Raw genomic sequence first — 26,358 nt, 5'->3', positions numbered from 1 at the left:
GCCCCCGCACAGCGGGCGCTCGGAAGCGCTCCAGACAACACGCGAAAGGAAATGCCATGAGCCAGACATACGAGCTCAAGGCCGAAGCACGCGAACGGGTCGGTAAGGGGTCCGCCCGAGAGATTCGCCGCAACGGCAAAGTCCCTGCAGTCATCTATGGTGACAAGCAGCCCCCGGTGTCCATCACCCTCTCCTACAAGGAGATCTTCCAGCGCATCCACGGCGGCAGCTTCCTGACCACGGTCGCCACGATCGACGTCGACGGCAAGAAGATCCGCGTCCTGCCGAAGGATTTCCAGCTCGAGCCGGTGCGCGACTTCGTCTACCATGTCGACTTCCTGCGCGTCGGCAAGAACACCATGGTGAACGTGGCCATTCCGGTCCACTTCGTCAACGAGGATGAGGCGCCCGGCCTGAAGCGTGGCGGCGTGCTCAACGTCGTGCGCCACGAGGTGGAGTTCAACTGCCCGGCCAACGCGATCCCCGATGCCATCGAGATCGACCTGACCGGCCGCGACATCGGCGATTCCATCCACATCTCGGCTGTTACCCTGCCCGAGGGCGTACACCCGGTCATTCACGACCGCGACTTCACGATCGCCACCATTGCCGGCTCCTCGGCCATGAAGCCGGAGCCCGAAGAGGGTGAAGAGGCGGGCGCGGAAGAAGAAGCCGAAGAGGAAACCGAGACCGAGGAGTAATGCCGGTCATATCGGCTCGTCGCTTCACGACGGGCCGAACGGACGGAACTGCTCCAGATCGGGAGATTTGAGCCATGCAGATAGTCGCTGGTCTCGGAAATCCCGGCCCCAAATATGCCGGCAACCGGCACAATGTCGGTTTCATGGCGGCGGACGCGATCGCCCGCCGCCATTCCTTTTCGCCCTGGACGAAGAAATTCCGGGCCGAGATCGCCGAGGGAATGCTGGGCGGCGAAAAGGTCCTGCTCATCAAGCCCCAGACCTTCATGAACAATTCGGGCCAGGCGGTCGGCGAAGCGCTGCGCTTTTACAAGCTGCCGCCTTCGGCGCTCACCGTGCTCTACGACGAGATCGACCTTGCCGCGGGCAAGCTGCGAACGAAGACCGGCGGCGGCGCGGGCGGCCATAACGGCATCCGCTCGATCGATGCCCATTGCGGCAAGGACTATCGGCGCGTGCGCATCGGCATCGGCCATCCCGGCGCCAAGGAACTGGTGCACAATCACGTGCTGGGCGACTTCGCCAAGGCCGACTTGGCATGGCTCGACCCGCTGCTCGATGCCGTCGCCGACAATGCCGCTCTTCTGGCCCAGGGTGACGACAACGCCTTCATGAACAAGATCAGTCTCGCCGTGAAGAGGCCCGGCGGCGAAAGCCCGGCCGGCAACGGCAAGTCGAAGCCGAAAGGCCGCAGCCATATCCGCCAGGCGCGCCCGGCCAAGCCGGCCGCCAAGGTTCCCGAAACCGGACCGATGGCCGCCATGCTGAAGAAACTCTTTGGCGGCAAGGACTAACGGGATCGGCCCGCAGCCGAAACGACCGGACACGGTCTGCCAGACGACGTCACCGGATATTCCGGCACCGCCGCGCAAGTGGCAGGCTCATCTGCATCGTTGAAGCGCGTGCCCGTTGAGCATATATATGAAATCACAAATCTCGCGTTTTCATGATGTTGTGAAAGCTGGAGGACGGCGATGAAAAATGTCACCATTTCCTTGGATGACGAGTTGCACCACACGACACGCGTCGAGGCGGCAAAGGCCGGCAAGAGCATGTCGCGATACGTTGCCGATCTCCTGGAAACGGCGACAGGAACGGCGTCCGACGACGCGGCAGCGGACAATCCTCAAGTCGAAGCTCTGGAACGCATCTTTGCCGGCCCCATGTGGGACGTGACCGACGACGGCCGCATGCCCACGGCGCAAAAGCGCAATGAACGCATGAGCGTGAAGGCGCGCCTGGAAGCACTGCGTCAGATTTGGGAGTCGCCCACACTGCCCCTGTCCGAGGACGGGCGGATGCCCAACGCAGATGAGCGTAATGCCCGCCACTAGGGTATTCATCGACAGCACGACCCTGCTCTACACGCTTGATAGCAAGGAGCCGAAGAAGCGGCTCAAGGCGGCGATATGGCTTACTGCCCTGGCCGAACACGGGATCACGAACCTTCAGGTCCTGAACGAAGTGACGAACGTGCTGACGAAGAAACGCGCCAGATTTGACGATATTGATGTATCCGCCAGGGTCGACAATTTCTCTAGCTTCGGAAAGCGCCCGCTGACCTGGCACGAGGTATTGCATGCGCGCCGCTTGCACGAACGCCATGGCTACGCCTGGTGGGATTGTCTTCTCCTCGCCTCCGCGCTCGATCTGGGGTGCGAATTGTTCCTTTCCGAGGACCTTCAGGACGGTCAGGTGATCGAAGGCTTGACGATCGTCGACCCTTTCGCCCATAGCCCTGAACGAATTCTCGTTTCCTGACAGGACTGACATCATGGGTTTCAAATGCGGCATCGTCGGCCTGCCCAATGTGGGCAAGTCGACGCTTTTCAACGCGCTGACCAAGACGGCCACCGCCCAGGCGGCCAACTATCCCTTCTGCACCATCGAGCCGAACACGGGCGAGGTCGCCGTCCCCGACACGCGGCTCGGGAAGATCGCCGACATCGCCGGGTCGAAGGCGATCATCCCGACGCGCATTTCCTTCGTCGACATCGCCGGCCTCGTGCGCGGCGCCTCGAAAGGCGAAGGGCTGGGCAACCAGTTCCTGGCCAATATCCGCGAGGTCGACGCGATCGTCCACGTGCTGCGCTGCTTCGAAGACGACGACATCACCCATGTCGAAGGCCGCATCGACGCGATCGCCGACGCCGAGACCGTCGAGACCGAGCTGATGCTGGCCGATCTCGAAAGTCTCGACAGGCGCATCGTGCAGACCCGCAAGCGCGCCTCCGGCAAGGACAAGGAGGCGATCACCGTCCTGCCGATGATGGAAAAGGCGCTGGACCTTTTGCAAAACGGCAAGCCGGTGCGCATGCTGCTCGAGGGCATCGCTGCCGAAGACCTCAAGATCCTGCAGGGCCTCAACCTCCTGACCTCCAAGCCGGTGCTTTATGTCTGCAACGTCGCCGAGGCCGATGCGGCAAAGGGCAACGCGCAATCCGATGCGGTCGCCACGATGGCCGAGGCGCAAGGCGCGCGCTCCGTCGTCATTTCGGCCGCGATCGAGGCGGAAGTCGCGCAGCTTTCCGACGAGGAATCGGCCGAGTATCTGGAGGCGATGGGACTGGAAGAGCCCGGGCTCGACCGGGTGATCCGCACGGGCTACGCGCTTTTGGACCTCATCACCTTCTTCACCGCCGGACCGAAGGAGACGCGCGCCTGGACGGTCGAGAAAGGCGCCAAGGCGCCACAGGCGGCCGGCGTCATCCATACCGATTTCGAACGCGGCTTCATCCGCGCCCAGACGATCGCCTATGACGACTATGTGACGCTCGGCGGCGAGACGGCGGCCAAGGAAGCCGGCAAGGCACGCGACGAAGGCAAGGACTATGTCGTCCAGGACGGCGACGTGATGCTGTTCAAGTTCAACGTCTGAGGCCGTGTCGAGGCTGAATCCGTGCAGCCGGGTTGCACCATGCAAAATCCGCAATAACCTGTCGGCGATGCCCGGCACGAGGATCGCAGGAGCCCGCCGATGATCAGAGCCTTTGTTGTCGAGAACGAGCGGCTGCGCGCCGTGGACGATTTTCAGGCGGCTGCGCAGCAGATCGTGTGGGCCGACCTTCTTGCGCCGACGGATGAGGAGACCGCACTTGTCGAGGGCTGGCTCGGCTGCGACATCCCCTCGCGCGAGGAGATGGAAGAAATCGAGGTCTCGAGCCGCCTCTATGTCGAGGATGGCGCCTATTTCATGACGGCCACCCTGCCCGCCAACACCGACATCGACAGGGCCGAGATGGCGCCAGTCACCTTCGTGCTTTCGGGCAGCAGGCTGGCGACGATCCGCTACCACGAACCGCGCGCCTTCCAGACGTTTCCGCAGCACGCCGAGAAGGTGGCGATCGGCTGCACGAGCGCCGACACGATCCTGCTCGGCCTGCTGGAGGCCATCGTCGACCGCCTGGCCGACGTGCTGGAGCGCGCCGGACGCGACATCATGGAACTGGCCCGCGGCATATTTCACCCGGCCGAAAAAAAGAACGCTTCGAAGCGCGACCGCGACTTCCAGCTCATCCTGCGGCGCATCGGACGCAAGGAAGAGCTCGTCTCGAACATTCAGGGCAGCCTTTTGACGCTAGAGCGGCTGGCCGGCTTCCTGGGCGGCGCCACTTTGCAGATCAAGAGCGACAAGGTGGTGCGCGCGCGCGTAAAGACGCTGGCGCGCGACGTCAATTCGCTGAGCGATCACGCCGGCTTCCTGTCGCAGAAGATCACCTTTCTGCTCGACGCCACGCTCGGCATGATCAATATCGAGCAGTCGGCCATCATCAAGATCTTCTCGGTGGTCGCCGTGATCTTCCTGCCGCCGACCCTCGTCGCCTCCGTCTACGGCATGAATTTCCAGATCATGCCGGAACTGCACTGGGATATCGGCTACCCCTTCGCAATCATCCTGATGATCGCCTCGGCGGTCCTGCCCTTCCTCTATTTCAAGCGCCGCGGATGGTTGTGACGGCCTCCGCTGGTCCAGCATGATTACCTGGAGCGTACTTGCGCCGACCGGCCGAACAGGCCAAAATTGTTGAAACTTGAACAGGATGTGGCCATGGACCGGAAACAATGGGCCTATGAGGATTTCGAAGTCGGCGGCGAGGTGACGTTCGGCCCGCGCCGCGTCGAGGCCGACGAGATGATCGAGTTTGCCGAGCTCTATGATCCCCAGCCCATGCACCTCGATGAAGCCGCCGGGGCCGAAAGCATGCTGGGCGGCCTGTCGGCATCGGGCTTCTTCACCATCGCCACCTTCATGCGCATGATGTGCGACGCCTATCTGCTCGATTCCACCTCGCAGGGCTCGCCCGGCGTCGACTATGTCAATTTCCGCAAGCCCGTTCTCGCTGGCGACGAACTCTCCGGCAAGACGATCGTGCTGGACAAGCGCCCCTCCGGCTCGCGCAAGGGGCTCGGCTTCGTCTCGGTGCGCCACGAGCTCTACAACCAGCGCGGCGAGCTCGTCTGCGACATGGCCAATACTGGCATGTTCCTGATGCGCCAGGAGAAGGCGGCATGAACATCCACGACAATCCGTCGATCGACCGCAAGCTCGCCATCGGCGAGACGATCGTGCTCGGCTCGCACCGCTTCGAGGCCGAGGAAATCAAGGCGTTCGCCGCCAAATACGACCCGCAGCGATTTCACGTCTCCGAGAAGGAGGCGCAAAAGAGCGTCTTCGGTCGGCTCTGCGCCTCGGGCTGGCACACAGCGGCGAAATGGATGCATTTCAACGTTGCCTCCTACCCGGCCACGATCGAGCGTTCCAGGGCCTATGGCGAGCCGATCGCCTACGGCCCGGCGGCCGGCCTGCGCGATTTGAAATGGCTGAAGCCCGTCTATGTCGGCGACACGATCACCTTCACCCGCACCGCCGAAAGCCACCGCGCGCTTTCCTCGCGGCCCGGCTGGTGCCTTCTGTCGAGCCGCTGCGAAGCATTCAACCAGGACGAGGCGCTGGTCATGCAGTTCAAGGCGCTGGTGCTGATGAAGGTGGCGTAGGACGAGGCCGGTCGCGACAGGTCGCCATCATTTGCATCACACGCTGCGAATGCGCGCTAAGCGCGTCTTTGTAGGCCTGTTGATGCGGAGGTGAAAACCGCCAACTGAGCTTCGAACGCATGCTTGTATGCGGGCCGCGCTTCACCGCGGGCAACATAGGCGGCAAGGTTCGGATATTCCTCCAGCAGACCCGACCCTTGCAGCCTGCGCAGCACCGTCACCATCAGCAGATCACCGGCGCTGAACGCGCCGTCGAGCCAGTCGGCATCGCCAAGGCGAACGGAAAGGCCACCCAGCCGTTTCCGGATGCTATCCTCGAGGACACGCTGGCGCTGCTCGAACCATGGCTCGTCGCGCTCGAGGATCTTGGCGAGGCTGCGATCGAAGATCGGCGGCTCCACCGTATCGAGCGCGGCAAACATCCATGCGATGGCACGCGCCCGAGCATTCGCATCGTCCGGCAACAGGCCTGCATGGCACTCCGCGATATGGAACACGATCGCCCCCGACTCGAACAGGGCGAGATCGCCTTCCTCATAGGTCGGTATCTGTCCGAATGGATGGAGCGCGAGATGCGCGGGTTGCTTCATCGCTTTGAACGAAACCAGGCGAACGTCGTAAGGCTGGCCCACTTCTTCGAGCGCCCAGCGAACGCGCATGTCACGCGCCATACCCTTGCCGCCATCCGGCGAGCGTTCAAAGGCGGTAATGGTGGGGGGCATTGTTGTTCTCCATAGCGTCCGTCTTGAAGACGATCAGCTAAACGAGTTTCCGACACCCATGCTCGACCCGCTCAACCCCTTTCGAGCATGAAACCGTCGAAAAACGCCGCCAGCGCGTCATGGGCGTCGAGCGGCAGGACATGCGCGATGTACTGATCCGGACGCACCACCACCATGCAGCCCCGCTTCCGGTCGATCCGGCGCATGTCGAAAATGTCCTTGCCGCCGGTCAGGTCGGGACAGAACATCTTTTCGTAATCGTAAAGCCCGTAGCAGCCTTTCGCCGGCAGAAGGAGACCGGGCATCGCTTCCAGATCGAGATCGCGATGACCCTGCTGGAAAACGGCGCGCACGTCGATCACCGCGTCGACGTCCGCGCCCGCCGCCGTGTATTTCCTGACCGGCGAGTGCGGTGACTGCCCGAGAAACGTGCAAATCCGATTGATGGCGGAGTTCTCTGCAGCCGGCTCGTCCGCATCCGCGAAGGCGAAGATGCGCCAGCGCCCATCCGCCTTGATCGTGTGGCCGAGATGGACCGGCTTGGCGTCGGCAAGACGGATCGCCGGCGCGGAGTGAAAGCGCATTCCGATCTCGAGGCCTTTGGCCAGGTGCTGATGCTCGGATCCGCCCGTCAATTCCGATGGGCGGTATCTGGCGGCCGTGCCGGCCGTATAGCGCCCGTGCCGGACGAAATAGGTCTGGACCTCTGCCGGGTCGACCCCGTCCGGGTTGGCATCGGATTTCAACGGCGCGCTGAGCATGCGGGCCCATTCGCGGTCGAAATCGATCAGTTCCGCGGCGATCGCCTGCCGCTCGGCCGAATAGCTGTGCAACAGCTCCGGCCCGCTGCGACCCTGCAGCACATGAGCGAGCTTCCAGCCGAGATTGAAGGCATCCTGCATGGAAACGTTCATGCCCTGGCCGGCCTTCGGGCTGTGCGTGTGACAGGCGTCGCCGGCGATGAAGACGCGCGGCGTGCGGGTTTCGGCTTCCGGTTCGGCAACGTCGTCGAACCGGTCGCAAAGCCGCTGGCCGATCTCGTAGACCGACCACCAGGCAACCTCCTTCACGTCGAACGAATAGGGCCTGAGAATGCGCTGCGTGGCCGCAATCAGGTGATCGACCGTGATATTGCGGCTCGCCACGCGCTCGTTCTCACTCAGCTTGTCGAGCTCGACATAGATACGCACGAGATAGCCGCCCTCGCGCGGGATCACCAGAATGCTGCCCTCGCCTGCCGACTGGACAAGCGTCTTCAAACGGATGTCGGGAAAATCGGTGACGGCCAGCACGTCCATGACGCCCCAGGCCTGATTGGCCGAATCGCCGCGCAACTCACGCCCCAGAGACTTGCGCACGGAACTGCGCGCCCCATCGCAGCCGACCACATATCTGGCCCTGACGATCTCGACCTCGCCCTCATGGCCGGCATCGGTGCGCTCGAGACGCACCGTGACGGGAAAATCATCTTCGGCCGCGGCGCCCACCTCGAGATCGACCAGGCGCCTGGAATAGTCCGGCTCCAGGCGGTTCGGCGCCTTGCGCATGACGTCCAGATAGAAATCATGCACACGCGCCTGATTCAAAATCACATGCGGGAATTCCGAAAGCCCGTCCTCGACGTCCTGAACGCGGCCGCTGCGGGCGATCTTCTCGGGCCGCTCGGAATCGGGCTTCCAGAAGCTCGTCTCGTTGACCCAATAGGCCTCGCGCATCACCCGTTCGCAGAAACCGAAGGCGTGAAACATCTCCATCGTGCGGCAGGCGACACCGTCGGCCTGGCCAAGCTGCAGCGGCCCGGGTTTCTGGTCGACGATCCGCGTCGTGATGTCTGGAAAGGCGGCCAGTTGCGCGGCAAGGGTGAGGCCGGCAGGTCCGCAGCCGACGATCAGGACATCGACCGTGTCGGGCAAGGCATGGGTGTCTGCAACCGCCGTGGCCTTGGGATCTTGTTCGAAGAGGTCCGGATCGCCGGTCCTGACTCCGTTGAGGTGGAATTGCATTGGCCTGTTTCCTCCAGCCGTCCTTGCCCGGGCTCCTGTTTTTCTGTCTCGGCCGCCGTCCAAGGTTCGCCGGAACATGATCGGCATGCGCCCGGGTTCGGGCGCGCGCTCGACCACCCAGCCTGTTTGACAATGAGCCGGCCATGTCAAAACAAGGATCGACAGATCGCATATTTATACAGTACACTGATTATCAGCATACTGTCAATCTTGACCAGAGCTGGAAAGCGCGATGACACAAATCGACGACATGCCCGGACATCTGGTGCGCCGGTTCCAGCAGATCGCGGTCGCGGTGTTCCATGCCGAGGTCGCAGACGCGGGCTTTGACCTGACGCCGGTCCAGTATGCCGCACTCGTCAGTGTCAACGCCCATCCCGACATCGACCAGGTGACGCTTGCCGGCCTGATCGCCTATGACCGCACGACCATTGCCGGGGTGGTCGACCGGCTGGTCCAAAAAGGATTTCTGACGCGCGAGGTAAGCGACAGGGACCGGCGGGCACGCGTGTTGCGCGTTACCGATGCGGGGCTGGAAACGATCGGGAACATTACCCCGGCGGTGGAGGAGGCTCAGAAAGTCATGCTGGGCGGCCTGACCGATGAGGAGGCCAGGGCGTTCCTGCGGCTTCTGCGCAAGGCGACGGATGCCGCGAACGATCTGAGCCGCGCGCCGCTGCGCACGTCATCAACGGATGCGACGGCGGACGGCCGAATCAGGGCGAAATGAGAATGAACGGTCGCGGGCGTCATCCCGACCTCGCATGAGCCGTGAGCCGTGAGCCGGAATGACGGCGCAGGAGGTGCGTCCGGGATTGTTCGAGGCGAGGTAATTCAATCCCCCTCGAAGGCGACCAGGGTGCGTACCGGCACGCCGAGCGCTTCCAGCTTGGCACGGCCGCCGAGGTCCGGCAGATCGATGACGAAACAGGCGGCAATGATGTCCGCGCCCATCTGTGTGAGCAGCTTCGTCGCGCCTTCGGCCGTGCCGCCCGTGGCGATCAGGTCGTCGACGAGGATGACCTTTTCGCCCGGCGCCACCGCGTCCTTGTGCATCTCCATCTCGTCGACCCCATATTCGAGGCTGTAGGCCACCCGCACGGTCTCATACGGCAGCTTGCCCTTCTTGCGGATCGGCACGAACCCGGCCGAAAGCTGGTGGGCGATGGCCCCGCCGAGGATGAAGCCGCGCGCCTCGATGCCCGCGATCTTGTCGATCTTGTTGCCTGCATAGGGGTGAACGAGCTCGTCGACGGCGCGCCGGAAGGCACGTGCATCGCCGAGCAGCGTGGTGATGTCGCGAAACATGATGCCGGGCCTGGGATAGTCCGCAATGTTGCGGATGGACGCAAGAAGCGTGTCTTGGAGGGAGGATTTCATGCCATTGGTCCCATTGCCGGGTTGTTGTGGCGCCTTTTGGAACAAAAAGAAAGGGCGCCGAAGCGCCCTTCCCAGTATGATATTCGAGCGCTCTAATGCGCGTCGGCCCACACCTTGCGCTTGGTCATGTAGACGAGCCCGGCAAACAGGATCAGGAAGACCATGACGCGGAAGCCGGTCTTCTTGCGCTCTTCCATATGCGGCTCGGCGGCCCACATCAAAAACGCAGCGACATCCGAGGCATACTGATCGACCGTCTCCGGGGAACCGTCGTCATAGGTCACGATGCCTTCCGACAGCGGCGGCGCCATGGCCAGCGACTTGCCGCCGATGAAATGGGGATTGTAGTAGGTCCCGGTCGGAATCTGCATGCCCTCCGGCGGCTCCTCGTCATATCCGATCAACAAGGCGTGGATATAATCCGGTCCCCCTTCGGCATACTGGGTGAAGATGTCGAAGACGAATGTCGGAAAACCGCGTTCCACGGCACGCGCCTTGGCGATCAGCGAGAAGTCCGGTGGGGCAGCGCCGCCATTGGCAGCCGCCGCCGCCTGGGGGTTCGCGAACGGCGCCGGGAAATGGTCGGACGGGATCGCGGCCCGCTCGAACATGTCGCCATTGTCGTCGGGGCCGTCCGTCACCATATATTCGGCCGCGATCGTCTTCACCTGGGCTTCGGAATAGCCGAGATCCTCGAGCGCCCGGAACGGCACCAGGTTCATCGAGTGGCAGGCCGAGCACACTTCCTTGTAGATCTTGAAGCCGCGCTGCAGCTGGCCCTTGTCATAAGTGCCGAAAGGGCCGGCGAACGACCAGGAGAGTTCCTCCGGCTTCATGATCGGGAAATGCGTCGGCTCGGCCGCGCTGTGGCCTTCCTCGGCCGCATGCAGCGTCGCGCTCATTCCCGTCACGACCAGGCCCAGGACGGCCAGACCTGTGAGAATCTTTTTCATGCGAGCAGTCCTTTCCAGATTCTCGTCGGTTCAGGCGTTCTTGTCCGCGGCCGCGCCCTCGGGCACGGCGGCAGCACCTGCCTTGGTCTTCCCGAGCACGGCCTCGGTGATCGAGTTCGGCAGCTTGCGCGGCGTCTCGATCAGGCCGAGCAGCGGCATGATGACGAGGAAGAACGCGAAATAGTAGAGCGTCGCGGCCTGCGCCATGAGAACATAGGAGCCTTCCGCCGGCCGCGATCCGAGCCATCCCAGGAAGATCGCGTTGGCCGCGAAGAGCCAGAAGAACAGCTTGTACCACGGGCGGTAGGCGGCCGAGCGGACCTTGGAAGTGTCGAGCCAGGGCACGAAGAACAGCACCGCGATGGAGCCGAACATGGCCAGGACGCCGCCCAGCTTGGAATCGATCGGTCCGATCGAGAAGGTGATCGCGCGCAGGATGGCGTAGAAGGGCAGATAGTACCACTCGGGAACGATATGCGCCGGCGTCTTCAGCGGATTGGCTTCGATATAGTTGTCCGGGTGGCCCAGATAGTTCGGCAGATAGAAGACGAAATAGGCGAAGAGCAGCAGGAACAGCACCATCGCGAACGCATCCTTGATGGTCGCATACGGCGTGAACGCCACCGTGTCGGTCTTCGACTTCGGCTCGATGCCCGTCGGATTGGTCTGCCCCGTCACGTGCAGCGCCCACACATGCAGCACGACGACGCCGGCGATCATGAAGGGCAGCAGATAGTGAAGGGAGAAGAAGCGGTTGAGGGTCGGATTGTCGACCGCGAAGCCGCCCAGCAGCAATTGCTGGATCCAGTCGCCGACCAGCGGAATGGCCGAGAAGAAGCCGGTGATGACGGTGGCGCCCCAGAAGCTCATCTGTCCCCAGGGCAGCACGTAACCCATGAATCCGGTGGCCATCATCAGGAGATAGATGATGCAGCCGAGGATCCACAGAAGCTCGCGCGGCGCCTTGTAGGAGCCATAATAAAGACCGCGGAAGATGTGGATGTAGACGGCGACGAAGAACATCGACGCGCCATTGGAGTGGAGATAGCGCAAGAGCCAGCCGGAATTGACGTCGCGCATGATCTTTTCGACGGAGTTGAAGGCCATCTCCGTGTTGGCCGTATAGTGCATCGCCAGCACGACGCCGGTCAGGATCTGCGCCACCAGCATGATGGAGAGGATGCCGCCGAAGGTGTAGGCGTAGTTCAGATTGCGCGGCACCGGATAGGCGACGAATGAATCATAGATCAGCCGCGGCAGGGGCATGCGCTGGTCGATCCAGCGTTCCAGACCCGTCGACGGTTTGTAGGTAGAATGTCCACCGCTCATGTCAGATAGTCCCCTAATGCCTTAGCCGATCCGAACGACGGTGTCGGAAATGAACTCGAAGGTCGGAACCGCCATATTCTCGGGCGCCGGCCCTTTGCGGACGCGTCCCGCCGTGTCGTAGTGCGAGCCGTGACACGGGCAGAACCAGCCGCCGAAATCCCCCTGCTGGCCGAGCGGGATGCAGCCCAGATGCGTGCACACGCCGACCATAACCAGCCAGTTCTCCTTGCCTTCGCCGGCCGAGCGGTCGACGTCGGTGGCCGGCGCGTCGGAAGGCAGGTTGGCATTGCGTGCAACGGGATCCTTGAGCTCGGAAAGCGGAACTTCTTTCGCCGCCTCGATTTCCTCGGGCGTACGGTTGCGGATGAAGACCGGCTTGCCGCGCCACTTGGCCGTCACCGACATGCCCGGCTCGATGGACGACACATCGACTTCGATCGAGGCGAGAGCCAGGGTCGAGGCGTCAGGACGCATCTGATCGATGAAGGGCCAGGCGACCGCTCCCGCGCCGACGGCGGCAGCCGTACCGGTCGCGACATAAAGGAAATCCCGGCGTGTGGGTTCGGTGGTGTCGTGTGCGCTCACGGAACTCTCTTCCTCTTGACCCCGTTTGGCCGGCTCCCCATCCATCCCGCAATTTCTGCCCGCGCAGGCATGGCTCCGCAGGCCGGCTGGAATCTCCGGCAATTTGCGTTGGTTTCTAGGCATGAAGCCGACGCTTGTCCATATGCCAGCGGACCATGTGGGCAGTTTGTCGCGGGTCTATCGGACACGGTCCGCCCGTCGCCCGCTGCACGCCGCAAGCGATCGCCCGATCGGGGACGGCGCATATGCGGCATAGGCCGCCGACCGCGCCGGCCGCGGGCCTATTTCGCCCCCAGCCGAACCAGCACGCGGCCGGGAATCCGGTACTGCCGGATAATCTCGTCATGGCGGCGCAGACCGCACAATTCACGCTGGATGAAATAGGCGTAGACGGCGTCCGCCGCTTCCTTGAGGGTCCGTTCTGCGCCCTCGCCCGCCGCTTCGTCGCTTTCGGCGAGCCGCTTGAGGACGCGCTCCATTTTCTCTCCAGCCCGTCCGAGGGCGGCGGCCTTCTCGGCCAGGAAATCATACTCAAGAGCGTCAAGCGCTTCCTGGCGCTTGGCGATCCCGTCTGATGGTTTGCCGGCCATCCCCCCTATTCCGCGGCTAGACGATCGGCCAGGAAGCCGCCCGACTGCCGCTTCCACAATTGCGCATAAAGGCCGCCGCTGGCCAGCAGATCGTCATGGCTGCCCTCTTCCACGATTCGCCCCTTGTCGAGCACGATCAGCCGGTCGAGCGCGGCGATGGTGGACAGGCGATGGGCCACGGCGATGACGGTCCGGCCCTCCATCATCCGGTAGAGATTGTCCTGGATCGCCGCTTCGACTTCCGAATCGAGCGCCGAGGTCGCCTCGTCCAGGATGAGGATCGGCGCGTCCTTCAGCATCATGCGCGCTATGGCGATACGCTGGCGCTGGCCGCCGGAAAGCTTCACCCCGCGCTCGCCGACATGCGCGTCGTAGCCGCTGCGTCCCTTCGGATCGCTCACCGATACGATGAAGTCGTGCGCGGCCGCCCGTTTGGCCGCCTCGACGATCTCGGCCTCGCCGGCACCGGGGCGGCCATAGCCGATATTGTCCCGGATCGAGCGATGCATGAGCATCGGCTCCTGGCTGACCACGCCGAATTGCGCGCGCAGCGAGGCCTGCGTCAGGGTGCGGATGTCGTTTCCGTCGAGCAGGACACCTCCCTTCTCGACGTCGAACAGGCGCAGCATCAGATTGACGATGGTCGTCTTGCCGGCACCCGACGGGCCGACCAGCGCCACGCGCTCGCCCGGCCGGATGTGCAGCGACAGATCGTCGATGACGCCGCCGCCCTTGCCGTAATGGAAGGTGACGTTTTCGAAGCGGATGTCGCCGCTCGTGCGCTCGACCGAGACGGCGTTTTCGGCGTCGCGGATCGCCGGCTCGACCGAGATCGTGCCGGTCGCGTCCTGCACCGTGGCAAAGTGGCGGATGAGCCCGTTGATGTTGAACATCATCCAGCCGGACATGTTGTTGAGCCGGAAGACCAGGCCGAGCGCGGCGGCGATGGCGCCGGTCGAGATGGTTCCTGCGGTCCAGTTGGCCACCGCGATCGCGCCGACCGCCGCCATCATCGCACCGTTGAGGATGGCGACACAGGCCCGCACCGTGGTGATGTTGCGCGTCAGCCGGGTGACCGCGCGATAGAAATTCTCCAGACCGTCGCGCACGAAGGCATGCTCGCGCCGTCCGCTGTCGAACAGTTTGACGGCGACGATGTTGGTGAAGGCGTCGACCAGACGGCCGCTGAAGATCGAACGCTGGTCGGCCGTGGCGCGGCCGGCCCGGCGCAGTTCCGGCAGGATGTAGCGGATGATCAGTGCGTAGCCGCCGCACCATACCACCAGCACCAGCCCCATCAGCGGATCGAGCGCCGTCAGCAAGGTCGCGGCGAGCACCAGGAAGGTGAGGAACGACCACACCGACTGCAGCATCGAGACGATGAAATCGCCGACCGCCTCGCCGCCCTGCATGATCTTCTGGGCGATCCGGCCGGCGAAATCGTTCTGGTAGAACTCGTAGGGCTGCTCGATGACGCGCCGGAAGGCCTGCCAGCGCACCATGGCGAAAAAGCCGGGCACGATGATCTGCTGCTCGACGATTGCCGCGGCGATGACCACCGCCGCGCGAACGAACAGGATGAATATCAGCAGAACCAGGAGCTGCGGCCAATGGTCGGCCAGGAGCGTCGCCGGGCTCGAGGCGTCGAGCACGTCGATCAGCCAGCCGATCGCCCAGTAGAGCCCGGCATCGACGGCACCCGCCAGGCCGCCCATGACAAGCAGCAGCACGAAGGGTCCCTTCGCCTGGCGGGCGAAGTAGACGATGAAGCTCCAGGCATCGCGCGGCAGCACGTCGCGGCCGGGGTCGTGGAAAGGATCGATGACCCTTTCGACCCGGCGCCACAGCCGGCCGTCTGTGCTGTCGTCGTCCATATGGCGCGATTCTGATCCTTGCCCTGCAGTCACTTATCCAAGTTTCCTGAATCGATTTGGCAAGACGAAGGCGGCAGCATCACTCCGCCGCCTCCGCCGGTTCCAGGTCGAGGAAGCCGCCGGACTGGCGGTTCCAGAGCTGCGCATAGAGCCCGCCGCGCGCGATCAGCTCGTCATGCGTGCCCTCCTCCACGACCTCGCCCTTGTCCATGACGATCAGGCGGTCCATCGCCGCAATGGTCGACAGGCGATGGGCGATGGCGATCACCGTCTTGCCCTTCATCAGGCGATAGAGGTTTTCCTGGATCGCCGCCTCGACCTCCGAATCGAGCGCCGAGGTCGCCTCGTCGAGGATCAGGATCGGCGCATCCTTGAGCATGACGCGGGCGATGGCGACACGCTGGCGCTGGCCGCCAGACAGCTTCACGCCGCGCTCGCCCACATGGGCATCGAAGCCCTTGCGGCCCTTGGGATCGGTGAGCTCGCCGATGAAGTCGAGCGCCTCGGCGCGCTTTGCCGCCTCCAGCATCATCTCCTCGGTCGCGTCCGGGCGGCCATACAGGATGTTGTCGCGCACCGAGCGGTGCAGGAGCGAGGTGTCCTGCGTGACCATGCCGATATGCTCGCGCAGCGAATCCTGCGTCACGTCGGCAATGTCCTGCCCGTCGATCAGGATGCGCCCGCCCTCGATATCGTAAAAGCGCAGGAGCAGATTGACCAGCGTCGACTTGCCGGCGCCCGAGCGCCCGACCACACCGACCTTCTCGCCGGGCTCGATGGTCAGGGCCAGCTTTTCAAGCACGCCCTTCTGCTTGCCGTAGTGGAACCGGACATCGTCGAACACGATCTCGCCCTTCGACACGACAAGTTCCTTTGCATCCGGCCTGTCCTCGACAAGGCGCGGCAGCGAGATCGAGCTGATTCCGTCCTGCACGGTGCCGACATTCTCGAACAGCGCCGTCAGTTCCCACATGATCCACTGCGACATGCCCCACAGGCGCATCACCAGACCCAGCACCACCGCGACCGCGCCGACCGTGACGATCTCGGCCAGCCAGAGCTGGATCGAGAGAAAGCCGACGGCAAGCAGGCACAACGCGTTGAGCACGTAGAGCAGCCCGTAGAGCCCGGTGATCATGCGGAACTGGCGGTACACCGTATCGAGGAATCCGCCCATGCCCTCGCGCGCATAGGTCGCTTCGCGGCGCCCGTGGGAGAACAGCTTGACCGTCTGGATGTTGGTGTAGCTGTCGACCACGCGGCCGGTCATGATGGACCGGGCATCGGCCTGCTCGGCGGCGATCTTGGCCAGGCGCGGAATGTAATAGCGCATCAGGACGATGTAGCCGATCAGCCAGGCGACCAGCGGCGTGGCGAGCTTCCAGTCGGCCGAAGCCGCCAGAAACAGCATGCCGGCAAAATAGACCGTGACGTAGTTCATCACGTCCGTCATCTTGATGACGCATTCGCGCACGGCCAGCGCCGTCTGCATCAGCTTGGTGGCGATGCGACCGGCGAACTCGTCCTGGTAAAAGCTCGTCGACTGCTTCAGCAGATAGCGGTGCACCTGCCAGCGGATGCGCATGGGATAGTTGCCCATCAGGATCTGATGGGTGATGAGACCGTACAGGAACACCACCGCCGGCAGGAACACGCCGACGACAAGCGCCATGGTGAGAAGCTTGCCGCCCTCCTCGTCGAGGAAGGTCGCCCGGTCTCTCGCCGCCAGCCAGTCGACGATGTTGCCGAGGAAGGCAAACATCCACACCTCGGCGATGGCGATGATCATCATCAGCACCGTCGACAGGGCGAGCACGGGCCACGCGCCCTTGGTGAAATGCATGCAGAAGGCCAGAAACGTGCGCGGCGGCTCGAGCGGCTCGTCTGCGGGAAACGGGTTCAGTTTCTTTTCAAACCAGCGAAACATGGCAGTTCATTCTCTCAAAAAAATCAATCATCCTCGACGCGACTACCGGTGCCCCTTGCGCGGGCCAGATGCGCGCGCCGGTCTGTGTGCAGGCCGGCCGGATTCGATCGGGGTGGGCTTTGCCGGTTTGACGATACGATCGCCGCCAGCTTTCAAATGGCTCTCTGTGAGCTTCGGGCCAAGCGCCCTGCTGAAGGCTGCTGACATCGCACCGGCAGGAGCTGCCACATCGGGCGCCCCCGTCGCGATCGCATTTGGACGCTCGTCACCGGCGTGACTGGTCGACGAAACAGGTCTTGCGGAAAAATCGGCACACATCGCGTGAATCCTTCGGAAGAAAAAATGCTTCCAGCGGGATGCGGGCGATGACGGAGATTGTCAGTAGGTCGTCGAACCGATCCCGCCGTCAGGCGGAACGCCCATTTGCCGGGCAGTCAGAAGCGATACGCATGTCGTATTCCATCGCTGCCTCCTCTGGGTTCAGGTTGACGATGCGAGGCTCTATAGACCGATTTGCCCCGATTGGCTACCACCTTATTTGAGGAAGTGCTGCTTCACCACGCTTCACCCTCGGCTGTGGCAGGCGGGCAACGCAATATTGGGACCGAGAATGCACCGCGATCTGCGCATTGCGCTCTACCAACCGGATATCCCCGGCAACACCGGCGCCATCCTCAGGCTCGGCGCCTGTCTGGGGCTGGCCGTCGACGTGATCGAGCCGGCGGGCTTCGACCTGTCCGACCGGGCGCTCAAGCGCGCCGGGATGGACTATCTGGCAATGGCCGCCCTTTCCCGGCATGCCGACTGGACCGCCTTCGAAGCCTGGCGCAAATCCGAGGGCCGACGCCTCTTGCTCTTCTCCACCAGGGCCGCCCTGCCCTATACCGCCTTCGCATTCGAGCCGGGCGACATCCTCCTGTTCGGACGCGAATCCGCCGGGGCTCCGGAGGTCGTCCATAGCGCGGCGGATGCGCGTCTTGTCATCCCGATGCCCGGCGGCGGACGCAGTCTCAACCTGGCGATGTCGGCCGCGATGGCGGCGGGAGAGGCGGTGCGACAACTGGGCTGAACGAGCGTGCCGGCAGCAAAACCGGCCCCTCGACTTTTGCCTGACTTACAAAAACCGAGCTTTTTCCTATATTTTCAGGCATGACCCTGTGGCAGCGCATCACGCGCGCCGGAGGTGTTGTCCGGCGCGTGACGGGAATCCTGGCCTCGGTGCTGACCGTGATCGCCGGCGCTGTCGCCCTCGCCGCGCCGCAGGACGCCGCAACCGCGGTCATCCTCAAGCTCGAAGGCGCGGTCAGTCCGGCGACCGCCGATTATGTGTCACGCGGCATCGAGACGGCGGCTGAACGCAACGCACCGCTCGTCATCCTGCAGATGGACACGCCGGGCGGTCTCGACACCTCGATGCGCGAGATCATCCGCGCCATTCTCGCCTCCCCCGTGCCGGTTGCGAGCTATGTCGCGCCGAGCGGCGCGCGCGCGGCGAGCGCCGGCACCTACATCATGTATGCAAGCCATGTCGCGGCCATGGCGCCGGGAACCAATCTCGGCGCGGCGACGCCGATCCAGATCGGCGGCGGCGGTCTGCCTTTCGGCGGCGACGAGGAACAGCAGCCGGATGGTGACGGCGATGCCGAGAAGAAGGAGGAGCCCGCCGCCCCGAGCAATGCGGCCGAGGCCAAGGCGGTCAACGACGCCGTTGCCTTCATACGCGGTCTGGCGGAGCTGCGCGGGCGCAACATCGACTGGGCCGAAAGCGCCGTGCGCCAGGCCGCCAGCATGACCGCCACCGACGCGGCGCGGGAAAACGTCATCGACTTCACCGCCGCGACCATCGATCAATTGCTGCAAAAGGCCGATGGCATGACCGTCAAGGTCGGCCAGGAGGACCGCACGCTCAAGACGGCCGATCTGGCGACGCAGGAGATCACCCCGGATTGGCGCAACCGGCTTCTGGCCACCATCACCAACCCGAACGTCGCGCTCATCCTGATGATGATCGGCATCTACGGGCTGATCTTCGAGTTCATCAATCCAGGCGCGCTCGTTCCGGGCACGGTCGGCGGCATCAGCCTCCTGCTGGCGCTCTATGCACTGGCGGTGCTGCCGGTCAGTTATGCCGGGGCCGGACTGATATTGCTGGGCAGCGCGCTGATCGTCGCCGAGATATTCGCGCCGTCCTTCGGCATCATGGGCATCGGCGGCGCGGTGTCGTTCCTGTTGGGGGCGACCATCCTGCTCGACACGGACGTTCCCGGCTTCGAGATTTCCTGGGTGATCATCGCCGGTGTCGGCGTCACAAGCCTGACGCTGTCGCTTCTGGTTGCCGGTCTCGCCGTCACCTCGCACCGCCGCGGCGTCGCCACGGGGCGCGAAGAGATGATCGGCGCCGAGGCCGTGGTGCTGAACTGGTCGGGCGGCGCCGGACAGGTGCGTACGCATGGCGAGCAATGGAAGGCCGTCGGCGCGCAGACCTTTGCCGAAGGCGAGACGGTGCGCGTGGCGGGTCTGGACGGGCTCACGCTTCAGGTCACGGGCGAGGACGGCGCGCCCGAAGACAAGACGGCCGACGACGCCTCCAATGGAACGGCAGGCAAAGATTGAACGCCGACGGGCCCATCGCGCGGCCGCGGCGGCGGCCGGCCTTCGGCACCCATGACAGGAGTGACCAATGACCATTCCCTTCGATCTGATATTCTATGCCATTGTCATCGCCCTTCTGGCCCTCATTCTGTCCTGGGCCATCAAGATCCTGCGCGAATACGAGCGCGGCGTCATCTTCACCCTCGGCCGCTTCACCTCCGTCAGGGGCCCCGGCCTGATCATCATCATCCCGTTCGTCCAGCAGATGGTGCGTGTCGATCTGCGCGTGCGGGTCATGGACGTGCCCAGCCAGGACGTGATCAGCCGGGACAACGTCTCCGTCCGGGTCAACGCGGTCATCTATTTCCGCGTCATCGACCCCGAAAATGCGACGATCCAGGTCGAGGATTTCATGATGGCGACGAGCCAGCTCGCACAGACCACCTTGCGCTCGGTGCTCGGCAAGCACGATCTCGACGAGATGCTGTCGGAGCGCGACCGGCTCAACAGCGACATTCGCCAGATCCTCGACGAGCAGACCGACGCCTGGGGCATCAAGGTCGCAAATGTCGAGATCAAGCATGTCGACATCAACGAATCGATGATCCGCGCCATTGCCCGCCAGGCCGAGGCCGAGCGCGAGCGGCGCGCCAAGATCATCAATGCCGAAGGCGAGCAGCAGGCGGCGCAGAAACTTGTCGAGGCGGCCGAGATCCTGGCGCGCGAACCGCAGGCCATGCAGCTGCGCTATCTGAGTTCTCTGAATTTCATCGCCGGCGAGAAGAATTCCACCATCATCTTCCCCTTCCCGCTCGAATTCGCCTCGATGATGCCGAAGGCGGCGCAGGACAAGGACAAGGACAAGGCTTGAGACGATATACGATGTATAGATGCCCCGAAAACGGTGCTAATCCGCCGTCGGCAGGCGGCGCATGGTGAACTCGATCACGTCCTCGGGGCGCTCGCACCAGCTTTCGATCTCGGTCCAGTAGGCCTGTTTGGGCCAGCGCTCGAACCATTCGCGCGCCTTGGCGCGGGCGTCCAGGCGCGGCAACTGATAGGTTTCGCGGATGAACCCGTCGCGCGGCATGCGAGCGTTCTGCGACCGCTTCCGGTCGAGCGTCCGTTTCAGTCCATCGAGCGGCGGTCGACGTGGCGTACGCACTGACTTAACTCCCAAACTGCCCCGAAAGATTAGGCATGGCGGGGTGCAATTGCGAGTCTTTTCCCTGCGCCGGCGGGTCGCGGCGGCGGCGCCTTGCGGGGGCCCGGTTCCTGCGCTACTTGGCCGGTGTCCCTTGGCCATCGACCGCGGCGGGGCGACTGGCGCAAGGAGAAGAAATGCAACGCCCGGACATCCCCGCAGACATGCCAGCCGATCTGGAGACCAGGAAGGCGGAGGCGAAAGCCTGGTTCGAAACGCTGCGCGACACCATCTGCACCGGGTTCGAGCAGTTGGAGGACGCGCTTGCCGGTCCGCAGGCGGGCTGGGCCGCCGGCCGTTTCGAGCGCAAGGAATGGCTGCGCGAGGACGGCAAGGGCGGCGGCGGCGTCATGTCGATGATGCACGGCCGCGTCTTCGAAAAGGCCGGCGTCCACACCTCGACCGTTCATGGCCAGTTCTCCCCGGAATTCGCCAGGCAGATACCGGGCAGCGAGGACGATCCGCGCTTCTGGGCGTCCGGCATCTCGCTCATCGCGCATCCCTGGAACCCGAACGTTCCGGCCGTGCACATGAACACGCGCATGGTCGTCACCGCGCGCCAATGGTTCGGCGGCGGAGCCGACCTCACGCCGGTGCTGGATCGCCGCCGCACGCAGGACGATCCAGACTCGATCGCGTTTCACAAGGCGATGAAGCTCGTTTGCGACCGGCACGCCGGGGTCGCCGATCACGAACGGTTCAAGGCCTGGTGCGACGACTATTTCTACCTGCCGCACCGCAGCGAGCCGCGCGGCATCGGCGGCATCTTCTACGACTGGCTGCATTCGCCGGCCGAGAGCGGCGGCTTCGACGCCGACTTCGCCTTCACCCGGGATGTCGGACGGGCCTTCCTGATCGTCTACCAGCACATCGTGCGGCGCAACATGAACGCCAACTGGACCGAGGCCGACCGCGAGGAACAACTGCTGCGCCGCGGGCGCTATGTCGAGTTCAACCTTCTCTACGACCGCGGCACCACGTTCGGGCTGAAGACGGGCGGTAATGTCGAATCGATCCTGTCGAGCATGCCCCCGGCGGTGAGATGGCCCTGATGCGCGCGATCTGAGCGCGCTGTGGCCTATTGGGCGCGCAAGGGACGCTCCATCTATGGCCCACCCGTTACACTTCTGAAGCGCAGTATCGCATCTCCGGTCGTTGCGGCATTTTCACCGCAGGCGCTCCTGACTGAGCGCCTTTGCAACGCTATTCTGCTCCTCGCCACCATCATGGCGGTTCAGCGTTAGGGTGCACCGGATCAGCAGGTTCCAGTCCGGCCCATGCTCGACGATGAGGTGGAGATCCGAAATTTCTTCGAAATAATGCTCGACGCTCTTCGGGCCATCATCGCTTCGATACTCGATCACGGCCTTCCAACGCTTGCCTCCATGAAGGGAGACGACATTGGTCATTCGCTCGTCCTTGGAATCCAATACCGCAGGATCAGAAGGTAATGCTCGTCAGGGCGACATAGACGAACGTGGCGATGATGCCTCCGACCATGAGGATGAGCAGCCATGCTATCGGATCGACATTCAGTCTTGCAGGGGGTCTCATCTGAGCATCCTTGTTGATAGGCGGGCCACATCCCGCGCAAAGATTTTCTACCAGGAACGTGCTGCCCTGCGTTACGACGATGATCGGGCGCGCCTTGGCTGCGCGGGCTTCGCGCGGCGTTGCCCGGCGGATGTTTGAGCAACAGCCTGTTTTGCTTCGGCCTCCAGCCGCATTTGACGGAGTCTCGCGGTTTTTGCCTCACGGCGCTCGGCTTCAGCGCCGACGATGCTGCGCGCGGCAAGGTCGGTTATGTCGGCCTTCGTCTTGGCCTTGGAGGGCTTTGACTTGAATAGATTGTACTCGGAGATGATGCTGTTCATGCGGCCCACGTCCTCTGGTTCCGAAAAAGAAAAAGGCCGGGCGAACCCGACCTTCCTATGCGCCTCGATGATCAGTGCCAGTACATCCGTGGTCAAAGACCAGAGGCGCAATCCGGTTACGCAGCCTGAATGTTCTCGGCCGCGCTCTTGCCGCTACGATCGTCCTTGACGACGTCGAAGCTGATCTTCTGGCCCTCTACGAGCGAACGCATGCCTGCCCGTTCCACAGCGGAAATGTGAACAAAGACATCCGCCTGGCCCTCGCCCTGCTCGATGAAGCCGAAGCCCTTGGTGGCATTAAAGAACTTCACTGTTCCAATTGTCATGACGATTTCCTTTCAATCGGTCATTGAGAATTCCTTGCCGTGCAGGTGCACGACAAGCGGTCGAATCGATTTTGTGAGAGGAATATCGTCGAGGACGCGATGCGTCGGAAACAAAGTTCGACAAGCAAGATCGATAGATCCAATGTAGTCACAAACAGAAGCCGAAACAAGGCATATTTCAAATTATATTTTATTCTCAATAATATCAATCACTTAAGCGAAGCAAAGCCATATACAATATAAAATATGTAATACTGTATCAATTTAAGTATTACAATCTAGAATATAGTAATAATTGGATTTATTTTCCACATATTCATGATTTTCGGCACCGTTCACCGATGACGCTTGCGTTTGCAAGCCCCGACAGTCGACGTTTCCGGACACGGTGAAACCGTACGCAACTTCGTCGTCGCTTTTGTGTTATCCTTGAAGTCCATCCACGAAGGACACAGGAGGAAGAGCCATGAAGGAATATAATTGCGGTTCGCTCGTTCCCGGCTGTGAGTGGCACACCCGGCACGAGGACGAGGCCGAGATCATGCGCCGCGCGGTCGAGCACATGCGCGAGGTTCATGGCGAGACGATCATGCGCGAAACGATGATCGAGGCGATCCGCTCGCGTATCGAGAAGGCGCGCGACGCCGCCTGAGACCGATGGCCGGCGCGCCCTCCGTGCCACGTCGACCCGTATTTACAAGATCTGCAGTTTCATCCGTTCGGCGTGTTCCATCAGCGCCGAGCGGTCCATCGCAAAAGCCGAATCCACCCACATCTCCTCCAGATCGCGCAGCGCATTGCCCATTTTCGGCCCTGGCGGGATGCCGATCGCAATGAGGTCCGCGCCGGTCAGGGGAAATTGCGGCGCCTCCCAGTTTTCCAGGAACCGGTTGAGGCGATAGTAGCCGCCGGCCTCGACCATCGCCTGATCGTCGGCGGCAGCGCGTGCCCGCGCGCCGGCGAGCGCCAGGCGCAGCTTGTCCGAAAACCCCGACTGCCCGGCCCTGTAGGCGAGCTTGGCCAGTTCCGTTTCGCTCGTCGCCGGCTCGACCGCCGGCGTCGACGCCCAGGCGACCAGCCGGTCGCGATCGGCATTCGACATTTTGAGCCTCTGCGCCATGGCGGCGATGCGCACAGCGTCGGGCGGAATGATCGCGGCAAGCCGCATCAGGGGATCCGCCGGCCAGCCGAGATCGCGCTCGGCCTCGGCAAGCCCATGGATGGCGTCGATGCCCCATTTCTCGCTTTCCGGGAGAACCTGCGTCAGAACGCCGGACTGGCGCATCCACAACAGCGCGCGCGACGGATCGGGGGCTGAAAGCAGCTTTTTCAGTTCGCTCCACATCCGCTCCGCCGACAGGTCATCCAGCCCCTGCTTGAGCCGGGCGCAGGCCTTCAGCCCCTCGGCATCGGGCCGGCCCGAACCGTACCAGGCGAAGAAGCGGAAGAAGCGCAGGATGCGCAGATAGTCCTCGCGCACCCGCGCCTCAGCATCGCCGATGAAGCGGATGGTGCGGCTTTCGACGTCGGCCAGCCCGCCGACCAGGTCGATGACGGCACCATCGGCCTGCGCATAAAGCCCGTTGACGGTGAAGTCGCGCCGATCGGCATCCGCCTGCCAGTCGCGGCCGAACCTGACCCTGGCGCGCCGGCCGTCGGTCTCGATGTCGGCGCGCAACGTCGTCACCTCGTAGGGCACGCCGTCGGCGATGACGGTCACCGTGCCGTGCTCGACGCCGGTCGGCACCGTCTTGAAACCGGCCTTGCGGGCGCGTTCCACGGTCTCCTCCGGCAAGCAAGTCGTGGCGATGTCGACATCGCCGGCCGGCTCGCCCAGCAGCGTATTGCGCACCGCGCCGCCGGCAATGCGCGCTTCCTCGCCATCGGTTGATAGCGCGGCGAGCAGCTTTTGCAGGTCAGGTCTGGCGAGCCAGTCCGCCCTTTCGGCAATCGAGATTGCACTCACGCGTAAAGCCTCTCGTAAAGCATGTGTATCATTCCGGCCGTGATGCCCCAGATATAGCGCTCGCCATAGGGCATGGTGTGGAAAAAGCGCTCGCGGTCCTGCCAGATGCGGCTGTCGCGGCGATGATTGGCCGGATCCATCAGAAATTCGAGCGGCACCTCGAAGGCCTCGTCGACCTCGTCCGGATTGATGGTCAGCGAAAAGCCCGGCCGCACCGTGGCTAGGACCGGCGCGATGCGGTAGCCGCTGCCGGTTACATAGTCGGGCATGCGCCCGGCAAGGTTAATGAAACCGCGCTTTAGCCCGATTTCTTCATCCGTTTCGCGAAGTGCGGCATCTTCCGGACTGCCGTCGTCAGGATCGATCCGCCCGCCCGGAAAGGCGATCTGGCCGGAATGGTTGCGCATCGTGTCCGTGCGCCGGGTCAAAAGAAGCGTCGCGCCCTGTGGCCGGTCGACCACCGGCACGAGCACCGCCGCATCGCGCAGTTTCTGGCCCAGGATCAGATCCTTCAGGCCCGGATTGAGCGTGTGGTCGCCGAGTTCGACGCCATGCGGCGCCTGCTCGTGAACCGCACGCCGGCGAAAATCCTCCGCCGTGAAATTTTCAACGGGGCGCGTGTCCATCGTCAGGCGCTCAGCTTCTTCAGATCGCCCGCCGGCATGACGGGAAACACCGTGCCGTGCGAGCGCACGGCGAACATCATCCTGCCGTCGATCCCGATCTCCTCGCCATGCTCGACCAACTCGTACATCACCGGCCGGCCCAGCAAGGCTTCGAGACGGCCGCGCACCAGGAGATAGGGCTTCAGCCCGCCGGTTTCGGGCTCGACGACAAAGCGCAGCGGGTGGTCCGGCCCCGCCTCCACCACGTCGCCGACATTGGTGCGGAAGGTCATCACCTGGTCCTCGCCGTGGCCCGAGACATTCATCTCCACGGCGACGAAGGGCGCGTCCTCGACCCTGATGCCGACGCGTTCCACCGGCGTGACCAGATAGGTCCGGCCGTCCTCGTCCTTACGCAGCACCGAGGAAAAGAGCTGCACCAGCGCCGGCCGGCCGATCGGCGTGCCGAGATAGTACCACGTGCCGTCGGCCCGGATTTCCATGTCGAGATCGCCGCAGAATTGCGGATTCCAGCGCTCGACAGGCGCCGGCCCCTTGTCGGCCCGCGCCGCGCGGCCGATCAGTGCCGCCAGTCCGGCCGCGTCCGCGCTCTGTCGCAATACGGCTTTGCCTTCGCTTCGCGATTCGGTCATGGTCACGAAATAGTCACTGTGCGTCCGCTTGTCAGCCATTTTGGGTGATTTAAGTTGGGTCCGAGAGATACCACCAAGG

Annotated in this window: 30 protein-coding genes; 14 read left to right on the top strand and 16 right to left on the bottom strand. The window is 63.4% G+C overall.

Annotated features, from left to right (window positions below; genetic code table 11):
* Nucleotides 1–56: 56 nt before the first annotated feature.
* The 8 genes from GM909_RS14110 (at nt 57) to GM909_RS14075 (ending at nt 5,696) form a co-directional block, all read left to right on the top strand.
* Entirely contained in the window at nt 57–701 is a 645-nt protein-coding gene (locus tag GM909_RS14110; RefSeq protein ID WP_157017030.1) for a 50S ribosomal protein L25/general stress protein Ctc, read from the top strand.
* Nucleotides 702–775: 74 nt separating this feature from the next.
* Entirely contained in the window at nt 776–1,495 is a 720-nt protein-coding gene (pth, locus tag GM909_RS14105) for an aminoacyl-tRNA hydrolase (RefSeq protein WP_157017029.1), read from the top strand.
* 180 nt (nt 1,496–1,675) lie between these two features.
* Nucleotides 1,676–2,035: a hypothetical protein gene (locus GM909_RS14100; protein WP_157017028.1), complete on the top strand. Its 360-nt coding sequence runs from the start codon at nt 1,676–1,678 to the stop codon at nt 2,033–2,035.
* Complete coding sequence (locus GM909_RS14095; RefSeq protein WP_157017027.1) at nt 2,013–2,462, top strand: PIN domain-containing protein; 450 nt, start codon at nt 2,013–2,015, stop codon at nt 2,460–2,462. The genes GM909_RS14100 and GM909_RS14095 overlap by 23 nt, the downstream gene beginning before the upstream one ends.
* 13 nt (nt 2,463–2,475) lie before the next feature.
* Complete coding sequence (ychF, locus tag GM909_RS14090) at nt 2,476–3,579, top strand: redox-regulated ATPase YchF (RefSeq protein WP_157017026.1); 1,104 nt, start codon at nt 2,476–2,478, stop codon at nt 3,577–3,579.
* A 99-nt stretch (nt 3,580–3,678) separates the two neighbouring features.
* Nucleotides 3,679–4,656: a magnesium transporter CorA family protein gene (locus GM909_RS14085; protein ID WP_157017025.1), complete on the top strand. Its 978-nt coding sequence runs from the start codon at nt 3,679–3,681 to the stop codon at nt 4,654–4,656.
* Nucleotides 4,657–4,749: 93 nt separating this feature from the next.
* The gene (locus GM909_RS14080) at nt 4,750–5,214 is read left to right on the top strand and encodes a MaoC family dehydratase (protein WP_157017024.1); all 465 of its coding nucleotides are present in this window, start codon (nt 4,750–4,752) and stop codon (nt 5,212–5,214) included.
* Complete coding sequence (locus tag GM909_RS14075) at nt 5,211–5,696, top strand: hotdog family protein (protein WP_157017023.1); 486 nt, start codon at nt 5,211–5,213, stop codon at nt 5,694–5,696. The genes GM909_RS14080 and GM909_RS14075 overlap by 4 nt, the downstream gene beginning before the upstream one ends.
* A 56-nt stretch (nt 5,697–5,752) precedes the next feature.
* Here the strand turns inward: GM909_RS14075 and GM909_RS14070 are convergent, their stop codons facing one another.
* Together GM909_RS14070 and GM909_RS14065 are read right to left on the bottom strand one after the other, a co-directional pair.
* Nucleotides 5,753–6,418 carry a glutathione S-transferase family protein gene (locus GM909_RS14070; RefSeq protein WP_157017022.1) on the bottom strand — a complete coding sequence of 222 codons (666 nt, stop codon included), beginning with the start codon at nt 6,416–6,418 and terminating at the stop codon, nt 5,753–5,755.
* A gap of 71 nt (nt 6,419–6,489) precedes the next feature.
* Nucleotides 6,490–8,421, bottom strand: a complete 1,932-nt coding sequence (locus GM909_RS14065; protein WP_157017021.1) for an FAD-binding monooxygenase — start codon at nt 8,419–8,421, stop codon at nt 6,490–6,492.
* 232 nt (nt 8,422–8,653) lie between these two features.
* Between GM909_RS14065 and GM909_RS14060 the strand changes: the two genes are divergently transcribed.
* Nucleotides 8,654–9,151, top strand: coding sequence for a MarR family winged helix-turn-helix transcriptional regulator (locus tag GM909_RS14060; protein WP_157017020.1), 498 nt, complete (start codon nt 8,654–8,656; stop codon nt 9,149–9,151).
* A 104-nt stretch (nt 9,152–9,255) separates the two neighbouring features.
* Here the strand turns inward: GM909_RS14060 and GM909_RS14055 are convergent, their stop codons facing one another.
* The 7 genes from GM909_RS14055 to GM909_RS14025 form a co-directional block, all read right to left on the bottom strand.
* A complete protein-coding gene (locus GM909_RS14055) occupies nt 9,256–9,801 on the bottom strand; it encodes an adenine phosphoribosyltransferase (protein WP_157017019.1) in 546 nt (181 codons plus the stop codon).
* A 92-nt stretch (nt 9,802–9,893) separates the two neighbouring features.
* Entirely contained in the window at nt 9,894–10,754 is an 861-nt protein-coding gene (locus GM909_RS14050) for a cytochrome c1 (protein WP_157017018.1), read from the bottom strand.
* 30 nt (nt 10,755–10,784) lie between these two features.
* Nucleotides 10,785–12,083, bottom strand: a complete 1,299-nt coding sequence (locus GM909_RS14045; protein ID WP_157017017.1) for a cytochrome b — start codon at nt 12,081–12,083, stop codon at nt 10,785–10,787.
* 21 nt (nt 12,084–12,104) lie between these two features.
* Complete coding sequence (gene petA, locus GM909_RS14040) at nt 12,105–12,713, bottom strand: ubiquinol-cytochrome c reductase iron-sulfur subunit (protein WP_407941297.1); 609 nt, start codon at nt 12,711–12,713, stop codon at nt 12,105–12,107.
* A 236-nt stretch (nt 12,714–12,949) separates the two neighbouring features.
* Nucleotides 12,950–13,258, bottom strand: a complete 309-nt coding sequence (locus tag GM909_RS14035) for a DUF6665 family protein (RefSeq protein WP_157017015.1) — start codon at nt 13,256–13,258, stop codon at nt 12,950–12,952.
* Between the two features lie 5 nt (nt 13,259–13,263).
* Nucleotides 13,264–15,132 (bottom strand): ABC transporter ATP-binding protein, encoded by a 1,869-nt coding sequence (locus GM909_RS14030; protein WP_157017014.1) that lies wholly within the window; start codon nt 15,130–15,132, stop codon nt 13,264–13,266.
* Between the two features lie 79 nt (nt 15,133–15,211).
* The gene (locus GM909_RS14025) at nt 15,212–17,059 is read right to left on the bottom strand and encodes an ABC transporter ATP-binding protein (RefSeq protein WP_157017013.1); all 1,848 of its coding nucleotides are present in this window, start codon (nt 17,057–17,059) and stop codon (nt 15,212–15,214) included.
* A 610-nt stretch (nt 17,060–17,669) separates the two neighbouring features.
* Here GM909_RS14025 and GM909_RS14020 point away from each other — a divergent pair.
* From GM909_RS14020 to GM909_RS14010, 3 genes are all read left to right on the top strand, one after another.
* Entirely contained in the window at nt 17,670–18,128 is a 459-nt protein-coding gene (locus tag GM909_RS14020) for a tRNA (cytidine(34)-2'-O)-methyltransferase (RefSeq protein ID WP_157017012.1), read from the top strand.
* A gap of 80 nt (nt 18,129–18,208) precedes the next feature.
* Entirely contained in the window at nt 18,209–19,672 is a 1,464-nt protein-coding gene (locus GM909_RS14015) for an NfeD family protein (RefSeq protein WP_157017011.1), read from the top strand.
* 67 nt (nt 19,673–19,739) lie between these two features.
* Nucleotides 19,740–20,522 carry a slipin family protein gene (locus GM909_RS14010; protein WP_157017010.1) on the top strand — a complete coding sequence of 261 codons (783 nt, stop codon included), beginning with the start codon at nt 19,740–19,742 and terminating at the stop codon, nt 20,520–20,522.
* A 36-nt stretch (nt 20,523–20,558) separates the two neighbouring features.
* Here the strand turns inward: GM909_RS14010 and GM909_RS14005 are convergent, their stop codons facing one another.
* Entirely contained in the window at nt 20,559–20,816 is a 258-nt protein-coding gene (locus tag GM909_RS14005; RefSeq protein WP_157017009.1) for a hypothetical protein, read from the bottom strand.
* A gap of 176 nt (nt 20,817–20,992) precedes the next feature.
* Here GM909_RS14005 and hemF point away from each other — a divergent pair, with 176 nt between their 5' ends.
* Nucleotides 20,993–21,907, top strand: coding sequence for an oxygen-dependent coproporphyrinogen oxidase (gene hemF / locus GM909_RS14000; protein WP_157017008.1), 915 nt, complete (start codon nt 20,993–20,995; stop codon nt 21,905–21,907).
* Between the two features lie 114 nt (nt 21,908–22,021).
* Here hemF and GM909_RS13995 read toward each other — a convergent pair whose 3' ends face one another.
* The 3 genes from GM909_RS13995 to GM909_RS13985 all read right to left on the bottom strand — a co-directional run bounded on the left by GM909_RS13995 (nt 22,022) and on the right by GM909_RS13985 (nt 23,055).
* On the bottom strand, nt 22,022–22,264 hold the full coding sequence (locus GM909_RS13995; protein WP_157017007.1) for a hypothetical protein: 243 nt from the start codon (nt 22,262–22,264) through the stop codon (nt 22,022–22,024).
* Nucleotides 22,265–22,480: 216 nt separating this feature from the next.
* Entirely contained in the window at nt 22,481–22,729 is a 249-nt protein-coding gene (locus GM909_RS13990; protein WP_157017006.1) for a hypothetical protein, read from the bottom strand.
* Nucleotides 22,730–22,845: 116 nt separating this feature from the next.
* Complete coding sequence (locus tag GM909_RS13985) at nt 22,846–23,055, bottom strand: cold-shock protein (protein WP_157017005.1); 210 nt, start codon at nt 23,053–23,055, stop codon at nt 22,846–22,848.
* 466 nt (nt 23,056–23,521) lie between these two features.
* On the opposite strand from GM909_RS13985, the gene GM909_RS13980 reads away from it, so the two are divergent.
* Nucleotides 23,522–23,707, top strand: a complete 186-nt coding sequence (locus tag GM909_RS13980; RefSeq protein WP_157017004.1) for a DUF1059 domain-containing protein — start codon at nt 23,522–23,524, stop codon at nt 23,705–23,707.
* 42 nt (nt 23,708–23,749) lie between these two features.
* Here the strand turns inward: GM909_RS13980 and GM909_RS13975 are convergent, their stop codons facing one another.
* The 3 genes from GM909_RS13975 to GM909_RS13965 are packed head-to-tail and all read right to left on the bottom strand — an operon-like array spanning nt 23,750 to nt 26,279.
* The gene (locus GM909_RS13975; RefSeq protein WP_157017003.1) at nt 23,750–25,021 is read right to left on the bottom strand and encodes a CCA tRNA nucleotidyltransferase; all 1,272 of its coding nucleotides are present in this window, start codon (nt 25,019–25,021) and stop codon (nt 23,750–23,752) included.
* On the bottom strand, nt 25,018–25,653 hold the full coding sequence (locus GM909_RS13970) for a CoA pyrophosphatase (RefSeq protein WP_407941298.1): 636 nt from the start codon (nt 25,651–25,653) through the stop codon (nt 25,018–25,020). Before GM909_RS13970 ends, GM909_RS13975 begins: the two co-directional genes overlap by 4 nt.
* Complete coding sequence (locus GM909_RS13965; RefSeq protein WP_157017078.1) at nt 25,650–26,279, bottom strand: DUF1285 domain-containing protein; 630 nt, start codon at nt 26,277–26,279, stop codon at nt 25,650–25,652. Before GM909_RS13965 ends, GM909_RS13970 begins: the two co-directional genes overlap by 4 nt.
* Nucleotides 26,280–26,358 lie beyond the last annotated feature (79 nt).

The organism is Mesorhizobium xinjiangense, assembly GCF_009749525.1.
Lineage (GTDB): Bacteria > Pseudomonadota > Alphaproteobacteria > Rhizobiales > Rhizobiaceae > Mangrovimarina > Mangrovimarina xinjiangensis.
Note: the sequence above shows the minus strand (reverse complement) of the source record. Positions and strands in the feature narration are given on the sequence as shown.

Bases quoted from the DNA above. Each gene is read 5' to 3' on its own strand.
- GM909_RS14110 (WP_157017030.1), top strand. From the start codon at position 57: ATGAGCCAGACATACGAGCTCAAGGCCGAAGCACGCGAACGGGTCGGT.
- pth (WP_157017029.1), top strand. From the start codon at position 776: ATGCAGATAGTCGCTGGTCTCGGAAATCCCGGCCCCAAATATGCCGGC.
- GM909_RS14100 (WP_157017028.1), top strand. From the start codon at position 1,676: ATGAAAAATGTCACCATTTCCTTGGATGACGAGTTGCACCACACGACA.
- GM909_RS14095 (WP_157017027.1), top strand. From the start codon at position 2,013: ATGAGCGTAATGCCCGCCACTAGGGTATTCATCGACAGCACGACCCTG.
- ychF (WP_157017026.1), top strand. From the start codon at position 2,476: ATGGGTTTCAAATGCGGCATCGTCGGCCTGCCCAATGTGGGCAAGTCG.
- GM909_RS14085 (WP_157017025.1), top strand. From the start codon at position 3,679: ATGATCAGAGCCTTTGTTGTCGAGAACGAGCGGCTGCGCGCCGTGGAC.
- GM909_RS14080 (WP_157017024.1), top strand. From the start codon at position 4,750: ATGGACCGGAAACAATGGGCCTATGAGGATTTCGAAGTCGGCGGCGAG.
- GM909_RS14075 (WP_157017023.1), top strand. From the start codon at position 5,211: ATGAACATCCACGACAATCCGTCGATCGACCGCAAGCTCGCCATCGGC.
- GM909_RS14070 (WP_157017022.1), bottom strand. From the start codon at position 6,418: ATGCCCCCCACCATTACCGCCTTTGAACGCTCGCCGGATGGCGGCAAG.
- GM909_RS14065 (WP_157017021.1), bottom strand. From the start codon at position 8,421: ATGCAATTCCACCTCAACGGAGTCAGGACCGGCGATCCGGACCTCTTC.
- GM909_RS14060 (WP_157017020.1), top strand. From the start codon at position 8,654: ATGACACAAATCGACGACATGCCCGGACATCTGGTGCGCCGGTTCCAG.
- GM909_RS14055 (WP_157017019.1), bottom strand. From the start codon at position 9,801: ATGAAATCCTCCCTCCAAGACACGCTTCTTGCGTCCATCCGCAACATT.
- GM909_RS14050 (WP_157017018.1), bottom strand. From the start codon at position 10,754: ATGAAAAAGATTCTCACAGGTCTGGCCGTCCTGGGCCTGGTCGTGACG.
- GM909_RS14045 (WP_157017017.1), bottom strand. From the start codon at position 12,083: ATGAGCGGTGGACATTCTACCTACAAACCGTCGACGGGTCTGGAACGC.
- petA (WP_407941297.1), bottom strand. From the start codon at position 12,713: ATGGATGGGGAGCCGGCCAAACGGGGTCAAGAGGAAGAGAGTTCCGTG.
- GM909_RS14035 (WP_157017015.1), bottom strand. From the start codon at position 13,258: ATGGCCGGCAAACCATCAGACGGGATCGCCAAGCGCCAGGAAGCGCTT.
- GM909_RS14030 (WP_157017014.1), bottom strand. From the start codon at position 15,132: ATGGACGACGACAGCACAGACGGCCGGCTGTGGCGCCGGGTCGAAAGG.
- GM909_RS14025 (WP_157017013.1), bottom strand. From the start codon at position 17,059: ATGTTTCGCTGGTTTGAAAAGAAACTGAACCCGTTTCCCGCAGACGAG.
- GM909_RS14020 (WP_157017012.1), top strand. From the start codon at position 17,670: ATGCACCGCGATCTGCGCATTGCGCTCTACCAACCGGATATCCCCGGC.
- GM909_RS14015 (WP_157017011.1), top strand. From the start codon at position 18,209: ATGACCCTGTGGCAGCGCATCACGCGCGCCGGAGGTGTTGTCCGGCGC.
- GM909_RS14010 (WP_157017010.1), top strand. From the start codon at position 19,740: ATGACCATTCCCTTCGATCTGATATTCTATGCCATTGTCATCGCCCTT.
- hemF (WP_157017008.1), top strand. From the start codon at position 20,993: ATGCAACGCCCGGACATCCCCGCAGACATGCCAGCCGATCTGGAGACC.
- GM909_RS13995 (WP_157017007.1), bottom strand. From the start codon at position 22,264: ATGACCAATGTCGTCTCCCTTCATGGAGGCAAGCGTTGGAAGGCCGTG.
- GM909_RS13990 (WP_157017006.1), bottom strand. From the start codon at position 22,729: ATGAACAGCATCATCTCCGAGTACAATCTATTCAAGTCAAAGCCCTCC.
- GM909_RS13985 (WP_157017005.1), bottom strand. From the start codon at position 23,055: ATGACAATTGGAACAGTGAAGTTCTTTAATGCCACCAAGGGCTTCGGC.
- GM909_RS13980 (WP_157017004.1), top strand. From the start codon at position 23,522: ATGAAGGAATATAATTGCGGTTCGCTCGTTCCCGGCTGTGAGTGGCAC.
- GM909_RS13965 (WP_157017078.1), bottom strand. From the start codon at position 26,279: ATGACCGAATCGCGAAGCGAAGGCAAAGCCGTATTGCGACAGAGCGCG.